Source organism: Caulobacter sp., assembly GCF_017744445.1.
GTDB lineage: Bacteria > Pseudomonadota > Alphaproteobacteria > Caulobacterales > Caulobacteraceae > Caulobacter.
In genome coordinates this window covers 150,326-166,944 of record NZ_JAGIBH010000001.1, presented here as the reverse complement: position 1 = coordinate 166,944, position 16,619 = coordinate 150,326, and the positions used below count along the sequence as shown (strand labels likewise).

Annotated in this window: 19 protein-coding genes and 1 riboswitch; of the genes, 6 read left to right on the top strand and 13 right to left on the bottom strand. The window is 67.7% G+C overall.

Going from position 1 to position 16,619, the window contains the following annotated elements:
* The 4 genes from J7528_RS00875 to J7528_RS00860 form a co-directional block, all read right to left on the bottom strand.
* The gene (locus J7528_RS00875) at positions 1-1,083 is read right to left on the bottom strand and encodes a peptidoglycan DD-metalloendopeptidase family protein (protein WP_291870402.1); all 1,083 of its coding nucleotides are present in this window, start codon (positions 1,081-1,083) and stop codon (positions 1-3) included.
* Between the two features lie 48 nt (positions 1,084-1,131).
* On the bottom strand, positions 1,132-1,692 hold the full coding sequence (locus J7528_RS00870) for a DUF2239 family protein (RefSeq protein ID WP_291870400.1): 561 nt from the start codon (positions 1,690-1,692) through the stop codon (positions 1,132-1,134).
* A complete protein-coding gene (locus J7528_RS00865; protein ID WP_291870398.1) occupies positions 1,692-2,027 on the bottom strand; it encodes a GIY-YIG nuclease family protein in 336 nt (111 codons plus the stop codon). Before J7528_RS00865 ends, J7528_RS00870 begins: the two co-directional genes overlap by 1 nt.
* A gap of 64 nt (positions 2,028-2,091) precedes the next feature.
* Complete coding sequence (locus tag J7528_RS00860; protein ID WP_291870396.1) at positions 2,092-2,478, bottom strand: hypothetical protein; 387 nt, start codon at positions 2,476-2,478, stop codon at positions 2,092-2,094.
* 144 nt (positions 2,479-2,622) lie between these two features.
* Here J7528_RS00860 and J7528_RS00855 point away from each other — a divergent pair, with 144 nt between their 5' ends.
* The gene (locus tag J7528_RS00855; RefSeq protein ID WP_291870394.1) at positions 2,623-3,402 is read left to right on the top strand and encodes a tetratricopeptide repeat protein; all 780 of its coding nucleotides are present in this window, start codon (positions 2,623-2,625) and stop codon (positions 3,400-3,402) included.
* Here J7528_RS00855 and J7528_RS00850 read toward each other — a convergent pair.
* The 5 genes from J7528_RS00850 to thiC form a co-directional block, all read right to left on the bottom strand.
* Positions 3,399-6,116 (bottom strand): TonB-dependent receptor, encoded by a 2,718-nt coding sequence (locus J7528_RS00850; RefSeq protein WP_291870392.1) that lies wholly within the window; start codon positions 6,114-6,116, stop codon positions 3,399-3,401. The two genes, J7528_RS00855 and J7528_RS00850, sit on opposite strands and share 4 nt — an antisense overlap.
* A gap of 333 nt (positions 6,117-6,449) precedes the next feature.
* Positions 6,450-6,803, bottom strand: a complete 354-nt coding sequence (locus J7528_RS00845; RefSeq protein WP_291870390.1) for a DUF1428 family protein — start codon at positions 6,801-6,803, stop codon at positions 6,450-6,452.
* A gap of 65 nt (positions 6,804-6,868) precedes the next feature.
* Positions 6,869-8,230 carry a S41 family peptidase gene (locus J7528_RS00840; protein WP_291870388.1) on the bottom strand — a complete coding sequence of 454 codons (1,362 nt, stop codon included), beginning with the start codon at positions 8,228-8,230 and terminating at the stop codon, positions 6,869-6,871.
* A gap of 48 nt (positions 8,231-8,278) precedes the next feature.
* The gene (locus J7528_RS00835; protein WP_291870386.1) at positions 8,279-8,452 is read right to left on the bottom strand and encodes a hypothetical protein; all 174 of its coding nucleotides are present in this window, start codon (positions 8,450-8,452) and stop codon (positions 8,279-8,281) included.
* A gap of 431 nt (positions 8,453-8,883) precedes the next feature.
* Positions 8,884-10,722, bottom strand: a complete 1,839-nt coding sequence (gene thiC / locus J7528_RS00830) for a phosphomethylpyrimidine synthase ThiC (protein WP_291870384.1) — start codon at positions 10,720-10,722, stop codon at positions 8,884-8,886.
* A 71-nt stretch (positions 10,723-10,793) separates the two neighbouring features.
* A riboswitch (TPP riboswitch) is annotated at positions 10,794-10,899 on the bottom strand.
* A gap of 140 nt (positions 10,900-11,039) precedes the next feature.
* Here thiC and J7528_RS00825 point away from each other — a divergent pair.
* Complete coding sequence (locus J7528_RS00825) at positions 11,040-11,795, top strand: alpha/beta hydrolase (protein ID WP_291870382.1); 756 nt, start codon at positions 11,040-11,042, stop codon at positions 11,793-11,795.
* Here J7528_RS00825 and J7528_RS00820 read toward each other — a convergent pair.
* The 3 genes from J7528_RS00820 to J7528_RS00810 are packed head-to-tail and all read right to left on the bottom strand — an operon-like array spanning position 11,792 to position 13,646.
* Positions 11,792-12,640: a neutral zinc metallopeptidase gene (locus J7528_RS00820; protein ID WP_291870380.1), complete on the bottom strand. Its 849-nt coding sequence runs from the start codon at positions 12,638-12,640 to the stop codon at positions 11,792-11,794. The two genes, J7528_RS00825 and J7528_RS00820, sit on opposite strands and share 4 nt — an antisense overlap.
* A gap of 19 nt (positions 12,641-12,659) precedes the next feature.
* Complete coding sequence (locus J7528_RS00815) at positions 12,660-13,040, bottom strand: hypothetical protein (protein ID WP_291870378.1); 381 nt, start codon at positions 13,038-13,040, stop codon at positions 12,660-12,662.
* Positions 13,041-13,085: 45 nt separating this feature from the next.
* Entirely contained in the window at positions 13,086-13,646 is a 561-nt protein-coding gene (locus J7528_RS00810) for a hypothetical protein (RefSeq protein WP_291870376.1), read from the bottom strand.
* A gap of 173 nt (positions 13,647-13,819) precedes the next feature.
* Between J7528_RS00810 and J7528_RS00805 the strand changes: the two genes are divergently transcribed.
* From J7528_RS00805 to J7528_RS00790, 4 genes are read left to right on the top strand one after another with little or no spacing between them, the layout of a single operon-like run.
* A complete protein-coding gene (locus tag J7528_RS00805; protein WP_291870374.1) occupies positions 13,820-14,218 on the top strand; it encodes a hypothetical protein in 399 nt (132 codons plus the stop codon).
* A gap of 3 nt (positions 14,219-14,221) precedes the next feature.
* Positions 14,222-14,620, top strand: a complete 399-nt coding sequence (locus J7528_RS00800) for a hypothetical protein (RefSeq protein ID WP_291870372.1) — start codon at positions 14,222-14,224, stop codon at positions 14,618-14,620.
* A gap of 60 nt (positions 14,621-14,680) precedes the next feature.
* Entirely contained in the window at positions 14,681-15,679 is a 999-nt protein-coding gene (locus tag J7528_RS00795) for a D-cysteine desulfhydrase (RefSeq protein ID WP_291870371.1), read from the top strand.
* A complete protein-coding gene (locus tag J7528_RS00790) occupies positions 15,679-16,347 on the top strand; it encodes an amino acid racemase (protein WP_291870369.1) in 669 nt (222 codons plus the stop codon). Before J7528_RS00795 ends, J7528_RS00790 begins: the two co-directional genes overlap by 1 nt.
* On the opposite strand, the gene J7528_RS00785 is transcribed toward J7528_RS00790, so the two are convergent.
* Positions 16,344-16,529 (bottom strand): hypothetical protein, encoded by a 186-nt coding sequence (locus tag J7528_RS00785; protein ID WP_291870367.1) that lies wholly within the window; start codon positions 16,527-16,529, stop codon positions 16,344-16,346. The genes J7528_RS00790 and J7528_RS00785 overlap by 4 nt on opposite strands.
* Positions 16,530-16,619: the final 90 nt, after the last annotated feature.

The window sequence follows — 16,619 nt, the reverse complement described above, 5'->3', positions numbered from 1 at the left end:
CTACTTGCTCTCCACCACGTCTCCGCTATCGATCGCGCCCGACGGCCAGGGCGTGCGCTTGTCCCCTCGCACCCGCGTCAGGCCGGTGAAGGCGCTGGGCACGCCCTCGGCGGCGAAGTCGGGGCCGTCCATCAGCTGATAGTGCAGGTGCGGGAACATCGAGGTCCCGGAGCTGCCGACGGCGGCCACCGTCTGGCCGGCCTTGACCCTGTCGCCGGCCTTCACCGTCACGCTGCCCTGCTTCAGGTGTCCCAGGGCGCTGTAGAGGCCGTCGGCGTGGCGGATGATGACGTAGTTGCCCAGCACCAGGTTCGAGCGCGCCTTGAAGGTAGACGGATCGAACTTGCCATCGTCGGTCTGGGCGTTCTCGGTGTCGACCACCACCCCATCGGCCGGCGCGCGCACCGGCTGGCCGAAGCTGTAGTAGTCCTCGTTCCGCTTGGGATCGTCGGCGTGGTCCAGACCCGCCTCGTCCAGTCGCACGAAGTCGTACGAATAGCGCATGGCGTTGCTGGTGAAGCCGAAACCCAACAGGGCCGGGTGGTGGTAGTCCCAGCGCCGGTGATGGGCCAGGTGGTCGTGGCCGTCCCAGACCCAGACCTTGCCGGCCAGCGGCATCATCAGCTTCAGGGCCGAGGCTGGCGGGGCGCGAAAGCCCGCCTTGGCCGAACCCTTCACGGTCGCGTCCTCCCCCTCGCTGGGCGACAGCTCGACCTCGACCCGCACGCCGCCGGGCGCGATGTCGGCCGGGATCAGCGGGAACGGATTGAACATCAGCCGCGACTCGCCGGGCTTCAGCGGCGCGATGGCCAGGGTCTTGACCGAGGCGGCCACGCCATTGCCGTCAACGCGGCGCTCCAGCACCTCGCGACCCGAGGCGTCGGCGATGTGGACGGTCAGCTGCCCGACCTCCATCGGCTTGTCGCCGTCATTACGGACCAGGATGTCGAAATTAGCGCTGGGGCCGGCGGCGGTCGCTTCCAGATAGGGCCGCTCGGGCAGGATCTTGACGGTCTGGGCGATGGCCGCGCCGGCGCACGAGGTCAGCAGCAGCGCCGCGAGCGCGGTCTTCACGTGGTTCATGGGGTCCCTCCGAAACCGACCCTGCCATGCGTCCCGGCGGCGCGCCGCTTAAACCTCCGTCATGTCTGGACCAAAGGCCTCGGCGGCATAGGTGCGCAGCTGTGCGGCGATGTCGGCGGGCCAAGCCTGGATGCGCGTCTCGAAGCCCGCATAGTCGCCGGCGAACAGCGCCCGCATGGCCTCCTCGAAGCCTGGCAGGTCGCCGCCGATCGCCGAGGCGAAGCGGTAAGCCGCCTCGCGGGCGGCGCGGATGCGGTCAGGTCCCTCGTTCTCACGGCGGGCGGCCTCCACCAGCTTGCGCAGCGCCACCGACGCGCCGCCCGGCTGGCTGGCCAGCCAGTCCCAGTGGCGAGGCAGCAGAGTCACCTCGCGCGCCGTCACACCCAGCTTGGGCCGGCCTCGTCCGCGCGGCGCCTCGGCCGGCGGGGAGAGTCGCGCGGCGATCGCTTCAGGGCCGCCGCTGAGGTCGAAGTCGACGCCTCGGCCGTCGGGTCCGAAGATCAGGACACCCGCCTCGCCCATCAGCCGCTGAGCCGCCAGGGCCGCGTCCAGGCGCGAACCGGCGGCCACGCGGTCCTGGCCGTGGAACACCACGTACAACTCTTCCATCACAACAGCCCCGTGGCGTTCATGGCCGCGATCCAGTGCTCACGACGTTCCTTCAGTCGGCTGTCTCGCCCGAACCTGTCCAGTCCCTCGACGTCGACCGCCTCCACGGCTTCGAAGGCGAGGGCCTCGGCGCCGTGCGTGTTCCAGGCCGCCTGCAGGGACTTGTCGCGGTGCGAGCCGAGGCGCAGCGAGAACCAGATGCCATTCTGGCGGGTGGACAGGTCGGCCGTCGCCCCGACCCAAGCCTGCCCCGTCACTGGGCAGCGCACGGCGTAGATGCCGGCCTCGACCTTGCGTTCCTTGTATTCGCGCAGCAGCGCCTTGCGTCCGGACATGGCGAACCTCCTAGGGCGCGCCTTTTACCCGGATGAAATGCGAAGTCAATAATATCCGGGTAAATTAGGCTTGCGAGGGCCGATAGGCGATGTAGCCCCGCTCGACCATCCGCCGCGTGGCCTCGTAGACCGCCGACAGCTCCTCATAGGTCGCCCGCAGATGGGCCAGGCGCGCGACCTGGGCTTCGGACAGGGTGGTCCCCGCCTCGGTCATCGACGCGGCCTCGGCCACCCACTTGGCGCGGGCGGTGGCGGCGGCGACGGCGAGCCTTTGAAAGCGCTCAGCGTCGGCATGGGCCACGGTCGCGCCCAATACGGCCTTGTTCGACGCGAAAGCGGTGTAGTCGATCTGCTCGAGATAGCCGCGCAGCCGGCGCTGGACCTGGGGATCGACGTCGCTGGGCTCGAAGTGGTCGCCCGTACGCCGCGTGCTGGAAGTCATGATCGCCATGACGGCCTCCGATCCGGCCGAAGCGGCCGCTCAGACGCACAGGGTGCGCCTGACAGTTTAAGGAGCGATTACGGGCCAACCACTGACGCGGAGGTTGATTTAATGCGTGAGGCGCCTAGCCTGCCGGTATCCTTAGGAGCCGCCATGCGTCTGATCGCTCTGTTGTTCGCCGCATCCCTGGCGACCGCTTCCCTACCTGCTCCGCCGGCGGCGGCGCAGATCGCGCAGATCCAGCTCTCCGCCCAGGAAGCGGCGGACCAAGCCGTTGTGCGCAAGGCCCAGCAAGCCGGCTCATTCACGGCAATGGCGCCGATGGAGAAAGACCTGATCGCGGTCTTGGACCATGCGCCGGCCCACTATCCTCAGATCGAGCGTGTGGGCGACGTGACGAACATCCGCTTCACCGGCGCATCTGGCCCGGGCGCGGGGGCGCTCGCGGGAGCCATTCAGGCCAAGGGCGAGACGTTCGCCGTGGGCATGAACACCTACGCCGTCGCCGCGATGATGCTGGGTTCGCTGGCCAACGAGCGGCGCGATCCACGGAAGGCCATCGCCTATCTGGATCGAGGGCTGGCCCTGCAACCCGGCAACCTAGTGCTGCTCGCCGAGCGCGGCATGGCCATGGTCGTGCTCCGTCAGTTCTCCGACGCCCTTGCGCTCTACGAGAAGGCCGAGAAGCTCGACTTCGTCACCAAGGGGCTGAACCGCGGCGCCGAGGGCCGACTGCTGCGCGGCAAGGGCTTTGTCCTGATCGAGCTGAAGCGCCTGGACGAGGCCGAGGCCGCCTATGTCGCCGCCCTGAAGCTCGAACCCGATCACCCGACGGCCAAGGCCGAGCTGGATTACATTCGCAAGCAGCGGGGCGGCGCACCTCAGACCGAAATCGAGCTGAAGAACGTGCCCCCGCCGCCCGCCAAACCCTAGCTCAACAGCTTGCGGAAGTTGATCCGCACCGTGCGGCCCAGCGGGTCCAGATAGTCCTTCTGATAGGCCTGGGGCGTGGCGCCGTTCTGGTCGCGGACGGTCTGCTTGGTGTCGAGCAGGTTCTCGAAGTTCAGCGACACCTGAGCGCCCTTCAGGATCGGGAACTTGTCGACCGCCTTCTTGCGGGCCGGGACGGCGAAGTTGGCGAAGAAGTTCACACCCACCGTCGCCAGGTCCGAGAAGTACAGCGTCTGGCCGCCAGTCGCGCCGCCATTGACCCAGGTCGAGGCCTTCCAGGCGCCGTTGAAGCGCATGCCCAGGCCGTCCTTGAAGTAGCCGCCCTGGATCTGCAGCTCGTGCCGCGCCTGGCCGCCGCGCGCGCTCAGCGCCGAGCCGTCCAGCTGGTCCAGCACCGGCAGGCCCTTGCGGACGGTGATCTCATCGGTCAGGCGCCAGGTGTGATAGACCGAAAGCTGGAACATGCCCTGCCCCGGCCGCATCATGCCGGGAGGCGGGCCGCCCATGCCGCCGCCCGGACCACCGGGACCGCCGCCGCCCATGCGCATCATGCCGCCGCCACCGGGACCGCGACCACCGCCCGGACCGCCAAAGCCCCCCGGCGCGCCCGGCGTCGGCTGGCCGACCGCCTTGAACAGGTTGAAGCCCCAGCGAATGTTCTCGGTCTCGGCGCTGGCGAAGTTCACCGGCCGCGCGTCGATGGCCAGCAGGCGGCCCGTGGCGTCGCGCGTGAAGCGGTCGGGGAACGCGGCCTCCAGGTCCGGCGTGATGGCCGGGAACGAGGCGATCATGTTCTTGGTCTCGGACCGCGTGTAGGTGGCGTTGAAGGTCAGCTCGATCTTCTCGATCGGCTTGTAGTTCACGCCCAGCTTCTGGACCTGGCGGTTGTCGTTGCGCAGGGCCGCGTTGCCGCCGTCGGTGCGGTTGATGATCACCGTCTGGCCGGTGGTGAAGTCGAACACCGAGACGTTGGGCGTCACGACCACCGGATCGTTGATCTGGTTGGTGGTCGGCGCGCCCTCTTCGTCGGTGAAGCTGGCGATGAGGCTGATCTTCTTGATCGGCGACCAGTTCACGCCGCCGCCCAGGGTAGTCAGCCCCCCCAGGTCCGACAGCTCGTCATAGCCGGCGTTGAAGTTGACCGACAGGTCGCCGACCTTGGCCAGGACGTTCTGGCGCGTGCTGGTCAGCGGCAGGCTGAAGCTGCCCTGGACGCTTTCGGTGGTGCGGGTGATGTCGCGCGTGGTCGTCACGCCCGAACGGACGGTCTTGGAGTCCAGGCTCTTGCTGTTGGCCCCGATCTTCAGGGTCGTCTGCAGCGCGCCGGCCGGGACCTGGAACAGGTTGCCGTTCAGCACCAGTTCGGCGCTGGCCGAGGTCGAGACCGAGTGGGCGGTGTCGGGCGCGGCGGTCTTGTACAGGCTGGGCGAGATGTAGCCGAACGGATTGACGTTGGGATCGCGCGCCGTCACCGCCGCCTGGAAGGCGGTGACGTCCAGGCCGCGGCCCGTGGTGGTGTCGGTCGTGGTGCGGTCGAAGTCGCCGGTCAGGTTCCAGCGCCAGTCCTTGATCCGGCCGTTGGCGGCCGTGCTGACCTGGGTGCGCAGCGTGTCGACGTCGCGCGTCATGGCGCTGGGCGCATCAATGAAACGATAGCCGCTCACGGCCTGCGAGAACGGTGAGAACGGGCTGCCGGTCGGCAGGTTGAAGGTCACGCCCGGCAGACCCAGCAGCGAACGGCTGCTGCTGTCCTCGAGATTGCCGGTGATGGTCAGCTGGGTCTGGCGGTTCAGATCCATGCTGTAGGAGCCCTTCAGCGTGGCCTTGTCCGACTGTGCGATCAGCGAGCGGTCGCGGGTCAGGTCGCCGGTGTTGTAGCGGTTGGCGCTGGAGACGAACTCCGACAGGCCCGCGCGGCCGACCAGGGCGGAACTCGGCACGCCGGCGAAGGTCACCGGGCCGCCGACCAGGGCCGACAGGGCCGGATCCAGCTGGCCGCCGCCGATGCCGCCGACATTGCCCACTAGGTCGAACGGCTGGCCATTGGGCGAGCGGACGATGTCGCGGTCCTTCTCCAGCAGGTACGGGTCGTGGGAGACCTGCAGGTCGACGTTCCAGCGCTTGTCGCCGTTGATGTGCACGCGGTTGGCGCCGGCGTTCGGGTCGATGCGCCCGCCGTCCGTGGCGACCGTCGCCGCCACCTGGGTCATCAGGGCGTTGTAGTTCTTCTTGAGGATGATGTTCACGACCCGCTGGTCGGCCTTGTAGCCGTAGCTGAGCGCAACCTCCTCTGGCAGGACCTGGAACTTCTCGATCGCCTCGGGCGGGATGCCCTGGATCTCCTGGAAGCCCGAGATGCGGCGGCCATTGACCAGCATCACCGGCCCGCCGCCGCCATCGCGGCCGCGCGTGCTGGTGGTCTGGGGCGTCAGCATGGTCATCAGTTCGCCGATGCTGGTCGCGCCGAAGCTCTGGATCTCGGCTTCGTTCAGCTCGATCTCCGGCTCGATCATCCCCTCGACCTTGCCGCGCGGATCGGCCTGGATGGTCAGGCCCTCGACCTCATTGGGACCGTCGTCCTTCACCTGCGGCTTGGCCTGCTCCACGGCCGCCGGCGCCAGGGGCGCGCTCACGGTGGTCGCGGGATCAAACGCGGCGGCGGCCAGGCCGTAGAGAAGCACGGTCGAAAGGGTCATAGAGGCCCGTGAAACAGGAGTGACGGAAGACGCCGACACGTGTCGACGCCAACGCTGGGTTGCCGCTCCTTACGGGCCTGCGCCCTGCCTCGCAACGCCCCCCGGCGCTAAGAAAAGGCAATGCAGCATAAACCGCACACGGGTGTGTCTTTCAGGCCCTGCATCGCGGCCTGAGCATTGAAATAACGTCACATTTTGAGCAGTGACGTGTTGCATTGGAAATTATGTTACAAATGAGAAACAAACTGCGCCATTGGGCCGCAGGATGCTCGAGCACGTCGAAATCGGCCGCCGCTCGCAAGACTCTTCCGCGAGCGGCGCAACCTGGACGCGTCAGCGTTCAAGGAACGGCTGGAAGCCGCCGAAGATCATCCGCTTGCCGTCGAACGGCATCTTGTCCATGTAGCCGTTCAGCCGCTCGTCGGCCATGACCTTGGCGTTGATCTCGTCGCGGCTGGCGCGGTCCTTGTAGGTGATCCACGAGAAGATCACGATCTCGCCCTCCTGCGCATGCACCGCACGCGGGAACGAGGTCAGCTCGCCATAGGGCACGTCGTCGGCGACGCACTCGACATACGACAGGGCGCCGTACTCCATCCAGACCCTGGCCCCGAGCTCGGCCATCTCCTTGTAGGCGTCCAGTTTGTCCTTGGGGACCGGCACCAGAAAACCATCGACATAGGCCATGAGGTTCCTCCTTGTGATCGTCGTTGACGAACCAAGGACGTGGGACGACCGGCGGTTCCGACAGCCTAGCGGACGTCCTCGCGAATTTTCTGCATCAGGCCCTGAATGGCCTTGGCGTGACCGCCGGTCAGATCATTGTCGGGGAACACCGTCAGCGGCATGTCGGGCGCCAGCCCCCTGCCCTCCAGGTCCTCGCCCTTGGGTCCCTTGTAGGTCTCGGCCGGTAGGCCCAGGGCCCAACCGTTGGGCAGCGGTTTGGGCAGCTGGTCCGAGAAGGCCCCGCGCGTAGTTCCACCGACCTGCTTCACATTGGGCAGGGCCTTCATCATCAGGGTGAAGGTCTCGCCAGCGCTGACCGTGACGTCGCTGGTCACCAGATAGACCGGCCCGGTGAAGCGCGCCCCGCTGGCCGGCTCGACCCGCACGGGCTGCAACGACGCCTTGGCCCCGACGCCGACCTTCGAATAGGCCAGGTGCGAGGCGTCGGCAAAGCGGCCGGCGACCCGCGCGCTGATGGTGTCGTAGCCGCCCCGGTTGTTGCTGACGTCGACGATCACCGCCTTGGCCCCGGCGAAGGCGGCGATGGCCTCATCCAGGATGGCGTCCAGGGGCCGGGGATCGTCCGGCGCGGCGTTGCGAGCGAAGGCGCCCATCGTCACCAGGTTCAGATAGCCAATGTCGTCAACACGGCCCCAGAACACGCGGTTGGCGCCCGCCTGCCGCCCTTTGCCTTGGAGGACCTGGGTCAGGATCCCCTCACGATAGGCCTGCAGCCAGGTCTTCTCGTCGCCGGCCGGATCGGCGGCGCGCACGCGCATCAGGGTCGGGGCGTCGCCAGGCTCCAGGTCGCGGCGATTGCCGTCGACCATGCCGTGCAGCTCGACATGCGGATCATCCAGGCCCGCCAGCAGGTCGGCCAGGGCGGTCCACAGCTGGAACTCGGTCGAGCTGGGCGTGACCTTGGCCAGCGTAGCGGCCTTGCGCGCCTTCCAGTCGATGCCCGGGCGCGGATAGAGCTCGGCGAAGGTGTCGGCCGCGAAGGCGACGATGCGGTCGGGCGTCCAGCCGGCCGCGCTGATGCAGGCATTGGGCAGGTTCGGCAGACGGTCGAACATGTAGCGCGTGCCGTCCGGATCCCCGGTCAGGGTGATCGCCCCCTGCCCCTCGGGCCGCCACTGGCTGAGCACCCCGTCGGGGTCAGGCTCGTTGCGGGGATCGGGATAGCAGGCCTCGCCGGCGGCCTGGAACAGCTGCGCGCCGTCCGGCCCGAACTGCACGATCCAGCCATAACCCCGCGACTTCCACGCGCCCCGCAGTTCAGCCGCCACGGACCCGCCCTTGGGCTGGACGGGCCAGAACGGGCTTTCGGCCAGGGCCGGCGTGGACAGGGCAAGGACGGCGACGGCCGCAAGACTCAAGCGTTTCATGGGCGCGACGGTGAAGGTGTCTCCCCCGCCGCGCCAGTGAAATTGTGGTCAGCCGCGCGCGGCGCTCTTCTTCTGATGAAGGGTGACGACCGCGTTCTCGACAGCGACCTGCTTGCCCAGGAACTTTCCGGATCGCTCCTCCTGCGTGCCCTCACGCGCTATTCGAGCGGCCTCGTGAAGTGCTCTCTCGACGCGCTCAATATCGAAAATCGGCTTTGTCACAGGCCGAATTCTAGCCCAGCTCGATCTTCGCCGTAAGAATACAGTCAGCCCCCAAACCGCTCATCCCCGCGAAAGCGGGGACCCAAGCTGACGATCAGTTTGATTGCGCGCCTCCGATATTAGCCCGCCGACTCGGCTTGGGTCCCCGCTTTCGCGGGGATGAGCTGCGGGAGAAGCAGCGCAAGGCCGGAGCTCCCGCCGAGCGGCGAACGTTGAGAGAAACGAAATCACAAAGGCCCGGTCCATCGGAACCGGGCCTCGGAAGTCGATTTAACGCCTGCGGCTCCCCGTTTTCACCCTAAGAACGAGCCATGCGTCGACCACGCTTAGAGGGTCAGGCGACCATCAAAGAGGTGTTCAAGTGACATCCCTTTCACCGCCTTTGTGGGCGGCATGGGGTGAAACGCTCACAACCGCCCAGCGTGCCTTCGCTACTCCGTCTTCAGGTAGATCTCGCTACCCTGTTCCTTGAACTTCTCGCTCATCTCCGCCATCCCGAGCTCGGCGCTGTTGGGCGCCTTGCCGGCCGCGAAGTCGCGGACTTCCTGGCTGATCTTCATCGAGCAGAACTTGGGTCCGCACATCGAGCAGAAGTGGGCGGTCTTGTGCGCTTCCTTCGGCAGGGTCTCGTCGTGGAACTTGCGGGCGGTCTCGGGGTCCAGGCCCAGGTTGAACTGGTCTTCCCAGCGGAACTCGAAGCGCGCGCGGCTGATGGCGTCGTCCCACATCGCAGCGCCCGGGTGGCCCTTGGCGAGGTCGGCGGCGTGGGCGGCCAGCTTGTAGGTGATGACGCCGGTCTTGACGTCGTCGCGGTCCGGCAGACCCAGGTGCTCCTTAGGCGTGACGTAGCAGAGCATCGCCGTGCCGAACCAGCCGATCATCGCCGCGCCGATGGCCGAGGTGATGTGGTCGTAGCCAGGCGCGATGTCCGTGGTCAACGGGCCGAGGGTGTAGAACGGGGCCTCGTGGCAGTGCTTCAGCTGCTCGTCCATGTTGGCCTTGATCTTGTGCATGGCCACGTGGCCCGGCCCCTCGATCATCACCTGGACGCCGTGGTTCCAGGCCACCTTGGTCAGCTCGCCCAGGGTGCGCAGTTCCGAGAACTGAGCCTCGTCATTGGCGTCGGCGGTCGAGCCGGGACGCAGGCCGTCACCCAGCGAGAACGACACGTCGTAGGCGCGCATGATCTCGCAGATCTCGTCGAAGCGCTCGTAGAGGAAGTTCTCCTTGTGGTGGGCCAGGCACCACTTGGCCATGATCGAGCCGCCGCGGCTGACGATGCCGGTGACGCGCTTGGCGGTCATCGGGATGAACGGCAGGCGCACGCCGGCGTGGATCGTGAAGTAGTCGACGCCCTGCTCGCACTGCTCGATCAGGGTGTCGCGGAAGACCTCCCAGTTCAGGTCCTCGGCCACGCCGTTGACCTTCTCCAGCGCCTGGTAGATCGGCACCGTGCCGATCGGGACGCTCGAGTTGCGGATGATCCAGTCGCGGATGTTGTGGATGTTGCGGCCGGTCGACAGATCCATGACCGTGTCGGCGCCCCAGCGCGTGGCCCAGACCAGCTTGTCGACCTCGTCGGCGACAGTGGAGAGCACCGCCGAGTTGCCGATATTGGCGTTGATCTTGACCAGGAAGTTACGGCCGATCGCCATCGGCTCCAGCTCGCCGTGGTTGATGTTGGCCGGGATGATGGCGCGGCCGCGGGCGATTTCCTGGCGCACGAACTCGGGGGTCACGAAGTCCGGGATCGAGGCGCCGAAGTCCTCGCCGTCGCGCACGCACGGGCGGGTCTGCTCGCGGCGCAGGTTCTCGCGGATGGCGACATATTCCATCTCGGCCGTGATGATCCCGGCGCGGGCGTATTCCAGCTGGGTGACCAGCTTGCCCGGCTTGCTGCGATAGATCTTGCGGTCGGTCGCCGGGAATTCGGGGGCCAGATGCTTGCCCTGGGCGAAGCCGTTGTCCTCGGGCTTCACCAGGCGGGGCTGGGTCACCAGCTCGACGTCGCCGCGCGCTACGACGAAGGCCTCGCGGGTGCGCGGCAGGCCCTTCTCGATGTCGATGGTCACGGTCGGGTCGCTGTACGGACCCGACGGGTCGTAGATGGTCACCGGCGGCTCGTTGGCCGACGGGTGGACGGCCACCTCGCGGAACGGCACGCGCAGTTCGGGGAACAGCTCGCCGGCCTGATAGACCTTGCGCGAGCCGGGGATCGGGCCGGTCGAGATCGTCTCGGCCACGGATTTGATGGTCGTCTGGATGTTCATTTCGGGCGCTCCTTCGGCTTTAAGGAGACCCGGACGTGCGCGCTTAAGTCGGTTTACGGACGGACGATAAGCTCCGATCCGCGTTCCCTCCCTTCGCCGGCATGACCCGGATCAGGTTCTACGGGTCAGGGCCAAAGCCCAATCTCAGCCGCGCGAGCGACCCCCCGGTGAACAATGGCCGGACCCTAGGCCGATTGCCGTGCAGGTCAAGCGCCGCGTGCGAGCGGCATCACGAAGCCGTCAACGCCGTTACCTTTGCCCTTGTCGGCGCGAATGGAGCGTGACCGCCTTAGTTCACCGCCTTCGAGGGCAAGCTCATGATCCTTCATCCCGACCGCCGCGCCGTCCTGCTGGGCGCGCTCGCCGCTGGCCTCGCCACGCCGGCCCTGGCCAAGACCACCGCCCGCAACATCGTGCTGGTCCACGGCGCCTGGGCCGACGGCTCATGCTGGAGCGAGGTGATCCCGCTGTTGCAGGCCAAAGGCTTCAACGTCACGGCGGTGCAGAACCCCCTCACCTCTCTGGCCGACGACGTGGCGGCGACCCGGCGGGTGCTGGCGCGGCAGGACGGCCCGACCGTACTGGTTGGCCACTCGTGGGGCGGCGTGCCGATCACCGAGGCTGGGCTGGACCCGAAGGTCACCGCCCTGGTCTATGTCGCCGCCCGCGCGCCGGATGTCGGCGAGGACTTCAACGCCCTGGCGGCGACCTATCCGACCATGCCGGTCCGCGCCGGGGTGGTGACGGTCGACGGCTTTTCCTGGCTGAACCAGGACGTCTTCGTTCGCTTCTTCGCTGGCGATCTGCCGCCGGCCAAGGCCCTGGCGCTGTACGCCACCCAGCAGCCCATCGCCGCCACGCTGTTTGCAAACCGCACCACCGTCGCCGCCTGGCGCGAGAAGCCCAGCTTCTACGCCGTCTCGGCCAACGACCAGACGACCAATCCGGACCTGGAGCGCTTCGTGGCCAAGCGGATGAAGGCCACGACGATCGAGCTGCCGTCCAGCCACGTGTCGATGATCTCGCATCCCAAGGCGATCACCGACCTGATCGTCCAGGCAGCGAGCGCCTAGAGCCGCGACGCCGAGAAGGTGTCGCAGGCCGCCGGATCGCCCTGGTCGTAGCCGCGCGTGAACCAGCGCTGGCGCTGGGCGCTGGTGCCGTGGGTGAAGCTGTCTGGGACCACCTCGCCCTGGCCGCGCTTCTGGATGGTGTCGTCGCCGACCGCCGCCGCCGCGCCCAGGCCGTCCTGGATGTCGGAGCGGTTGATGACAATCTGGCCGCCGGAAACCTTGCCCGCATGGGCCGCCCAGACGCCGGCATAGCAGTCGGCCTGCAACTCCAGCCGCACCGAGCCGCTCTCCTCGCCGCGCGCGCCCAGACGGCGGGCCTGCTGGTCGGCGCCCAAGAGGTGCTGCACGTGGTGGCCGATCTCGTGACTGATGACATAGGCGCGAGCGAACTCGCCCTGGGCGCCGAAGCGGGTCTCCAGCTCGCTCCAGAACGACAGGTCCAGATAGACCTTCTGGTCGGCCGGGCAATAGAACGGCCCCATGGCCGACTGCCCCGTGCCGCAGCCCGTGCCGGTGGCCTGCTTGTACAGCACGATGGCCTCGGGCGGCCGGTAGTCGACGCCTTCGTTGCGGAAGATCGGCGTCCAGACCTCGCGGTTGGAGGTCTCGATCACGTCGACGAAGCGGCCATCGCGGTCACTGACCTCGCCGCGCACGCCTTCCTGCTGAGCGGGCTGTTGCAGGCCCTGCGTCGCCTCCAGGGTCGTGCGCGGATCGATGCCGAACACGAAGTAGCCGATGGCGGCCAACACCACCGCGCCCACGCCGCCGCCGGCGATACCGACAGGCCCCAGACCACGCCGGTCCTCGATGTTGCCGGACCGGCGCCCGCCTTCCCACTCCATAGGATCCTCGCGTCTGGTGCTATTTCGGTTCGCTGGCCGGCCGGATGGCCCGCATGCGCGCATTGCTCTCGGCCAGAGCCTGCGCCGTCAAGCGCTCAAGCTGCTGGGTCGAGGCGGAAAGGTCGGTGTCGCGGCTGGGAACGGCGTCCGTCGTCAGCGGGCGCAGGTTCGGCCCGGCGCGCTGCTCGTCCAAACCCCGCAGCCGCAGCGCGGTGTCGGCGCGCGCCTGGGTGTTCTGGATTTCGGTCTGGCTGGCCATCAGATCGCGGCGAGCATCCTGCAGAGCGTGCTCGGTCATGAACCGGTCCTGCAGCGCGGTCTGGGCGTAAGCGGCGCCACCCAGCACCGCCAAACCTCCGAAAAGAAGGCCGGCCGTCAGCAATAAAAGCCCACGCGTCATCGGATACTCCTCGTCACAGGACGGCCGATGACGCGCAGAAGCGTATCAGGGCCGCTTGACCGTGAAACGCGCGAGCTCGGTCTTCGGCGCCAGCCAGTCGGGGGCCAGCTCCGAGGCGCGGTTGTAGTCACGATAGGCTGCGTTCAGATCGCCCAGGCCTTCATTGGCCAGGCCGCGATTGAAGAACGCCTTCTCAGGGTCCTTCACGCCCAGGGCCAGACCCTTGTCGATCTGCTCGACGCCTTCGCGATAGCGGTCCTCGCCGACGAAGGTCGCGCCGCGATTCACATAGGCCTCGCCCAGGTTGGGATCGATGCTGGACGCCTGGTCGAAGTCGGCGCGGGCGGCGCCGAACTGGCGCTGGCGCATCTGCAGCACGCCGCGGTTCACATAGGTGCGGGCGCGGTCGCGGAAGTTCAGGGTCTCGACCTGCAAGGCCGTGGTGCAGGCCAGGACCGAGCGGTTGTCGGCGCGGCCCTTGAGGGCGGCGTCGGAGCACTCCTGGGCCGAGCCGCTGCCGATCACCAGGTTCGAGGCGGCGGCGGCGCCAGCAACGGAAAGAAACGCCGCCGCGCCGAGCGCGACGAGCGGGAACGTACGGTTCATGTCGTCCTCCCTGGGCCGGTCTCAGGGCCGGCCTCATGCGACCGATCATAGCACCACGCCACCAAGCCGGACATGGTTTCCGCACAATGCGCGTGGCGCGCCTCATCTAAATTTAAGGTTGCGACAGACCCCACCTCGGTTCACCATCGCGGAGCTTTCAAGGAAGCCGTTCCATGTTGCTTTTCGCCTTCATGACGCTGTTGGCCGCCCAGGACCCCGTCCCGCCGCCGCCCGGCAATGTTGTCGCGCCCCTGGTGATCGAAGGCCGCAAGGTTCCGGAGGTCCCGTCCAGGCTGGAAATCACCGATGGCTTGAACGACCTGCTGAAAAAAGAGCCGGATCGTATGATCTGTCTGATGATGACGCCGACCGGCTCGCGCATCCCGCGCTGGAATTGCGGCACGCTTCGCCAGTGGTATCGGTTCCAGGCCAATACCGGTGGGCGGGATGGCGGTCCGATCGAGGACGTGCCGCCCACCGAATTGGTCGCCGCCGTCCAGGACCAGTACATGCGCAAGGCCATGCAGATCCGCGCCGAGAAGAATGCGGCGGAAGCCGCCCCGAAGCGCTAGGCCATGTTGCTTCTAGCCATCACAGCCTTGCTGGCCGCCCAGGATCCCGCCTCGCCGCCGCCCGGCAACCTTGTCTCGCCGCTTGTGATCGAGGGCAAGAAGGCTGCCGAGGTCCCCTCCCGGCTGGAGATCACTGAAGGCCTGAACGGCCTGCTGAAGAAAGAGCCCGATCGCGTGGTCTGCCTGGACCGCAAGCCGCTGGGCAGCCGTATCCCCAGGATCCAATGCGACACCCTACGGAACTGGTATCTCCTCCAGGCCAAGACCGGCGAGCGGGACGGCGGCGCACTCGAGGACACGCCCCCCACCGAACTGGTCGCGGCCGTCCAGGAGCAGTACCTGCGCAAGGCCATGCAGATCCGCGAGCAGAAGGCAGCGGCGGCGGCGGCCGGCAAGCGCTAGCTCGCGCTTTGCCCGGGGCGTGCTAACAGAGGCGGCGAGTCCCTTCAGGAACCGCGTCTCATGCATCTCGCCCGCTTTCCCCGCGCCCGCTTCGCTCACCTGCCCACGCCGCTGGAGCCCTTGCCCCGCCTGGGCGCGGAACTCGGCATCGACCTCTGGGTCAAGCGCGACGACTGCACCGGCCTGGCCGGCGGCGGCAACAAGACCCGCAAGCTGGAGTTCCTGCTGGGCGAGGCCCTGGCCCAGGGCGCCGACACCCTGGTCACCCAAGGCGCGGTTCAGTCCAACCACGTGCGCCAGACCATCGCCGCCGGCGCGCGCTTTGGCCTGAAGACCGAAGTGATCCTGGAAGAGCGCACCGGCTCCAAGGCCAGCGACTACATGGGCAACGGCAACGTCCTGCTGGACAAGCTGATGGGCGCGGCGATCCGCTATGTGCCCGGCGGCACGGACATGGTCGCCGAGCTGGAAGCCACCGCCGACAGCGTCCGCCAGCGCGGCGGCAAGCCCTACATCATCCCCGGTGGCGGCTCGAATACGGTCGGCGCGCTGGGCTATGTCGACTGCGCCCGCGAGTTCGTCGTCCAGGCCGACCAGATGGACCTGAAGTTCGACCGCTTCGTCACCGCCACCGGCAGCGCTGGCACCCACGCGGGCCTGGTCGCCGGCTTCGCGGCCCTCTCGGTCGACATTCCGATCCTGGGCTTTGGCGTCCGCGCCCCCAAGCCCAAGCAGGAAGAGAACGTCTACAACCTGGCCGTCGCCACCGCCGAGACGATCGGCGCGGCCGGCAAGGTCAAGCGCGAGGCCGTCGTGGCCGACTGCGACTATGTCGGAGAAGGCTACGGCCTGGTCGACCAGGGCGTGATCGACGCCCTGACCCTGGCTGCCCGCACCGAGGGCCTGCTGTTCGACCCCGTCTACTCCGGCAAGGCGCTGAAGGGCCTGATCGACCAGGCCAAGAAGGGTGCGTTCAAGGGTGAGCGGGTCGTGTTCCTGCACACCGGCGGCGCCCAGGGCCTGTTCGGCTATCAGAGCATCCTGGAGCCCGCCCTCTGATGAGCAAGGTTCTCGGGGTTCTGGGCGGCATGGGTCCGGCGGCGACCCTGGACTTCCTCGCGAAGCTCCAGGCCGCCACGCCGGTCAAGCGCGAGCAGGATCACCTGCGGGTGCTGGTCGACATCAATCCGCACGTGCCGGACCGCAATGTCTCGACGTCGGATCCAGGCCCCGTGCTGGCGGCCATGGCGACAGGCCTGCGCGACGGCGGCGCCCAGGTGCTGGCGATCGCCTGCAACACCGCCCACGCCTATGCCGAGGAGGTCCGCGCAAGCGGCCTCCCCCTGGTCGACATGCTGGAAACCGCGGGCCTGGCCGCACAGGCCAAGGGCGCGACCGTCGTCGGCGTGCTGGGCACCAGCCTGGCCCTCGGCCTCTATCGCGACCGCTTCTCGCACATGGGGCTGGAGGTGGTGATGCTGGACGACCACGAGCAGGTCGAGTTCATGGCCCTGCTCTATCGCATCAAGCAGGGCGATGTCGGCGAGGCCTCCCGCGAGACCATGGCCGCCCTCGCCCATCGCCTGGTCGGCAAGGGCGCGCAAAGCGTGGTGGCGGGCTGCACGGAGGTGCCGCTGGTGCTGAACGCGTCGGACCTGTCGGTGCCGTTCCTGGATGCGACGGAAGAGCTGGCGCGGCGCTGCGTGGCCGTCTGCCTGGAAGCCTAGCTGTTCAAGGTCTTGAACGGGACGTCGTCATGCGAGGCCTCGAACATGCCCAGCAGGGCCGCCGCGCCGCGCGAGGCCTGGGCCATGCGCAGCAGCGCCGCCCGGGCATGGGCGTTGTCGGCGATCTCGGCTTGACGCTCGAGACGCTCGGCTTCCGTCAGGTGATCGTTTCGGTTCCCCATGCTGCAAACGTTTACAGGACATGAATGACACCACCATGCGACCGCTGGACGCACACCGTTCATTAACCAACGTTTGGCGTGCGCCCGATT

Bases quoted from the DNA above. Each gene is read 5' to 3' on its own strand.
- J7528_RS00875 (WP_291870402.1), bottom strand. From the start codon at position 1,083: ATGAACCACGTGAAGACCGCGCTCGCGGCGCTGCTGCTGACCTCGTGC.
- J7528_RS00870 (WP_291870400.1), bottom strand. From the start codon at position 1,692: ATGGAAGAGTTGTACGTGGTGTTCCACGGCCAGGACCGCGTGGCCGCC.
- J7528_RS00865 (WP_291870398.1), bottom strand. From the start codon at position 2,027: ATGTCCGGACGCAAGGCGCTGCTGCGCGAATACAAGGAACGCAAGGTC.
- J7528_RS00860 (WP_291870396.1), bottom strand. From the start codon at position 2,478: ATGGCGATCATGACTTCCAGCACGCGGCGTACGGGCGACCACTTCGAG.
- J7528_RS00855 (WP_291870394.1), top strand. From the start codon at position 2,623: ATGCGTCTGATCGCTCTGTTGTTCGCCGCATCCCTGGCGACCGCTTCC.
- J7528_RS00850 (WP_291870392.1), bottom strand. From the start codon at position 6,116: ATGACCCTTTCGACCGTGCTTCTCTACGGCCTGGCCGCCGCCGCGTTT.
- J7528_RS00845 (WP_291870390.1), bottom strand. From the start codon at position 6,803: ATGGCCTATGTCGATGGTTTTCTGGTGCCGGTCCCCAAGGACAAACTG.
- J7528_RS00840 (WP_291870388.1), bottom strand. From the start codon at position 8,230: ATGAAACGCTTGAGTCTTGCGGCCGTCGCCGTCCTTGCCCTGTCCACG.
- thiC (WP_291870384.1), bottom strand. From the start codon at position 10,722: ATGAACATCCAGACGACCATCAAATCCGTGGCCGAGACGATCTCGACC.
- J7528_RS00825 (WP_291870382.1), top strand. From the start codon at position 11,040: ATGATCCTTCATCCCGACCGCCGCGCCGTCCTGCTGGGCGCGCTCGCC.
- J7528_RS00820 (WP_291870380.1), bottom strand. From the start codon at position 12,640: ATGGAGTGGGAAGGCGGGCGCCGGTCCGGCAACATCGAGGACCGGCGT.
- J7528_RS00815 (WP_291870378.1), bottom strand. From the start codon at position 13,040: ATGACGCGTGGGCTTTTATTGCTGACGGCCGGCCTTCTTTTCGGAGGT.
- J7528_RS00810 (WP_291870376.1), bottom strand. From the start codon at position 13,646: ATGAACCGTACGTTCCCGCTCGTCGCGCTCGGCGCGGCGGCGTTTCTT.
- J7528_RS00805 (WP_291870374.1), top strand. From the start codon at position 13,820: ATGTTGCTTTTCGCCTTCATGACGCTGTTGGCCGCCCAGGACCCCGTC.
- J7528_RS00800 (WP_291870372.1), top strand. From the start codon at position 14,222: ATGTTGCTTCTAGCCATCACAGCCTTGCTGGCCGCCCAGGATCCCGCC.
- J7528_RS00795 (WP_291870371.1), top strand. From the start codon at position 14,681: ATGCATCTCGCCCGCTTTCCCCGCGCCCGCTTCGCTCACCTGCCCACG.
- J7528_RS00790 (WP_291870369.1), top strand. From the start codon at position 15,679: ATGAGCAAGGTTCTCGGGGTTCTGGGCGGCATGGGTCCGGCGGCGACC.
- J7528_RS00785 (WP_291870367.1), bottom strand. From the start codon at position 16,529: ATGGGGAACCGAAACGATCACCTGACGGAAGCCGAGCGTCTCGAGCGT.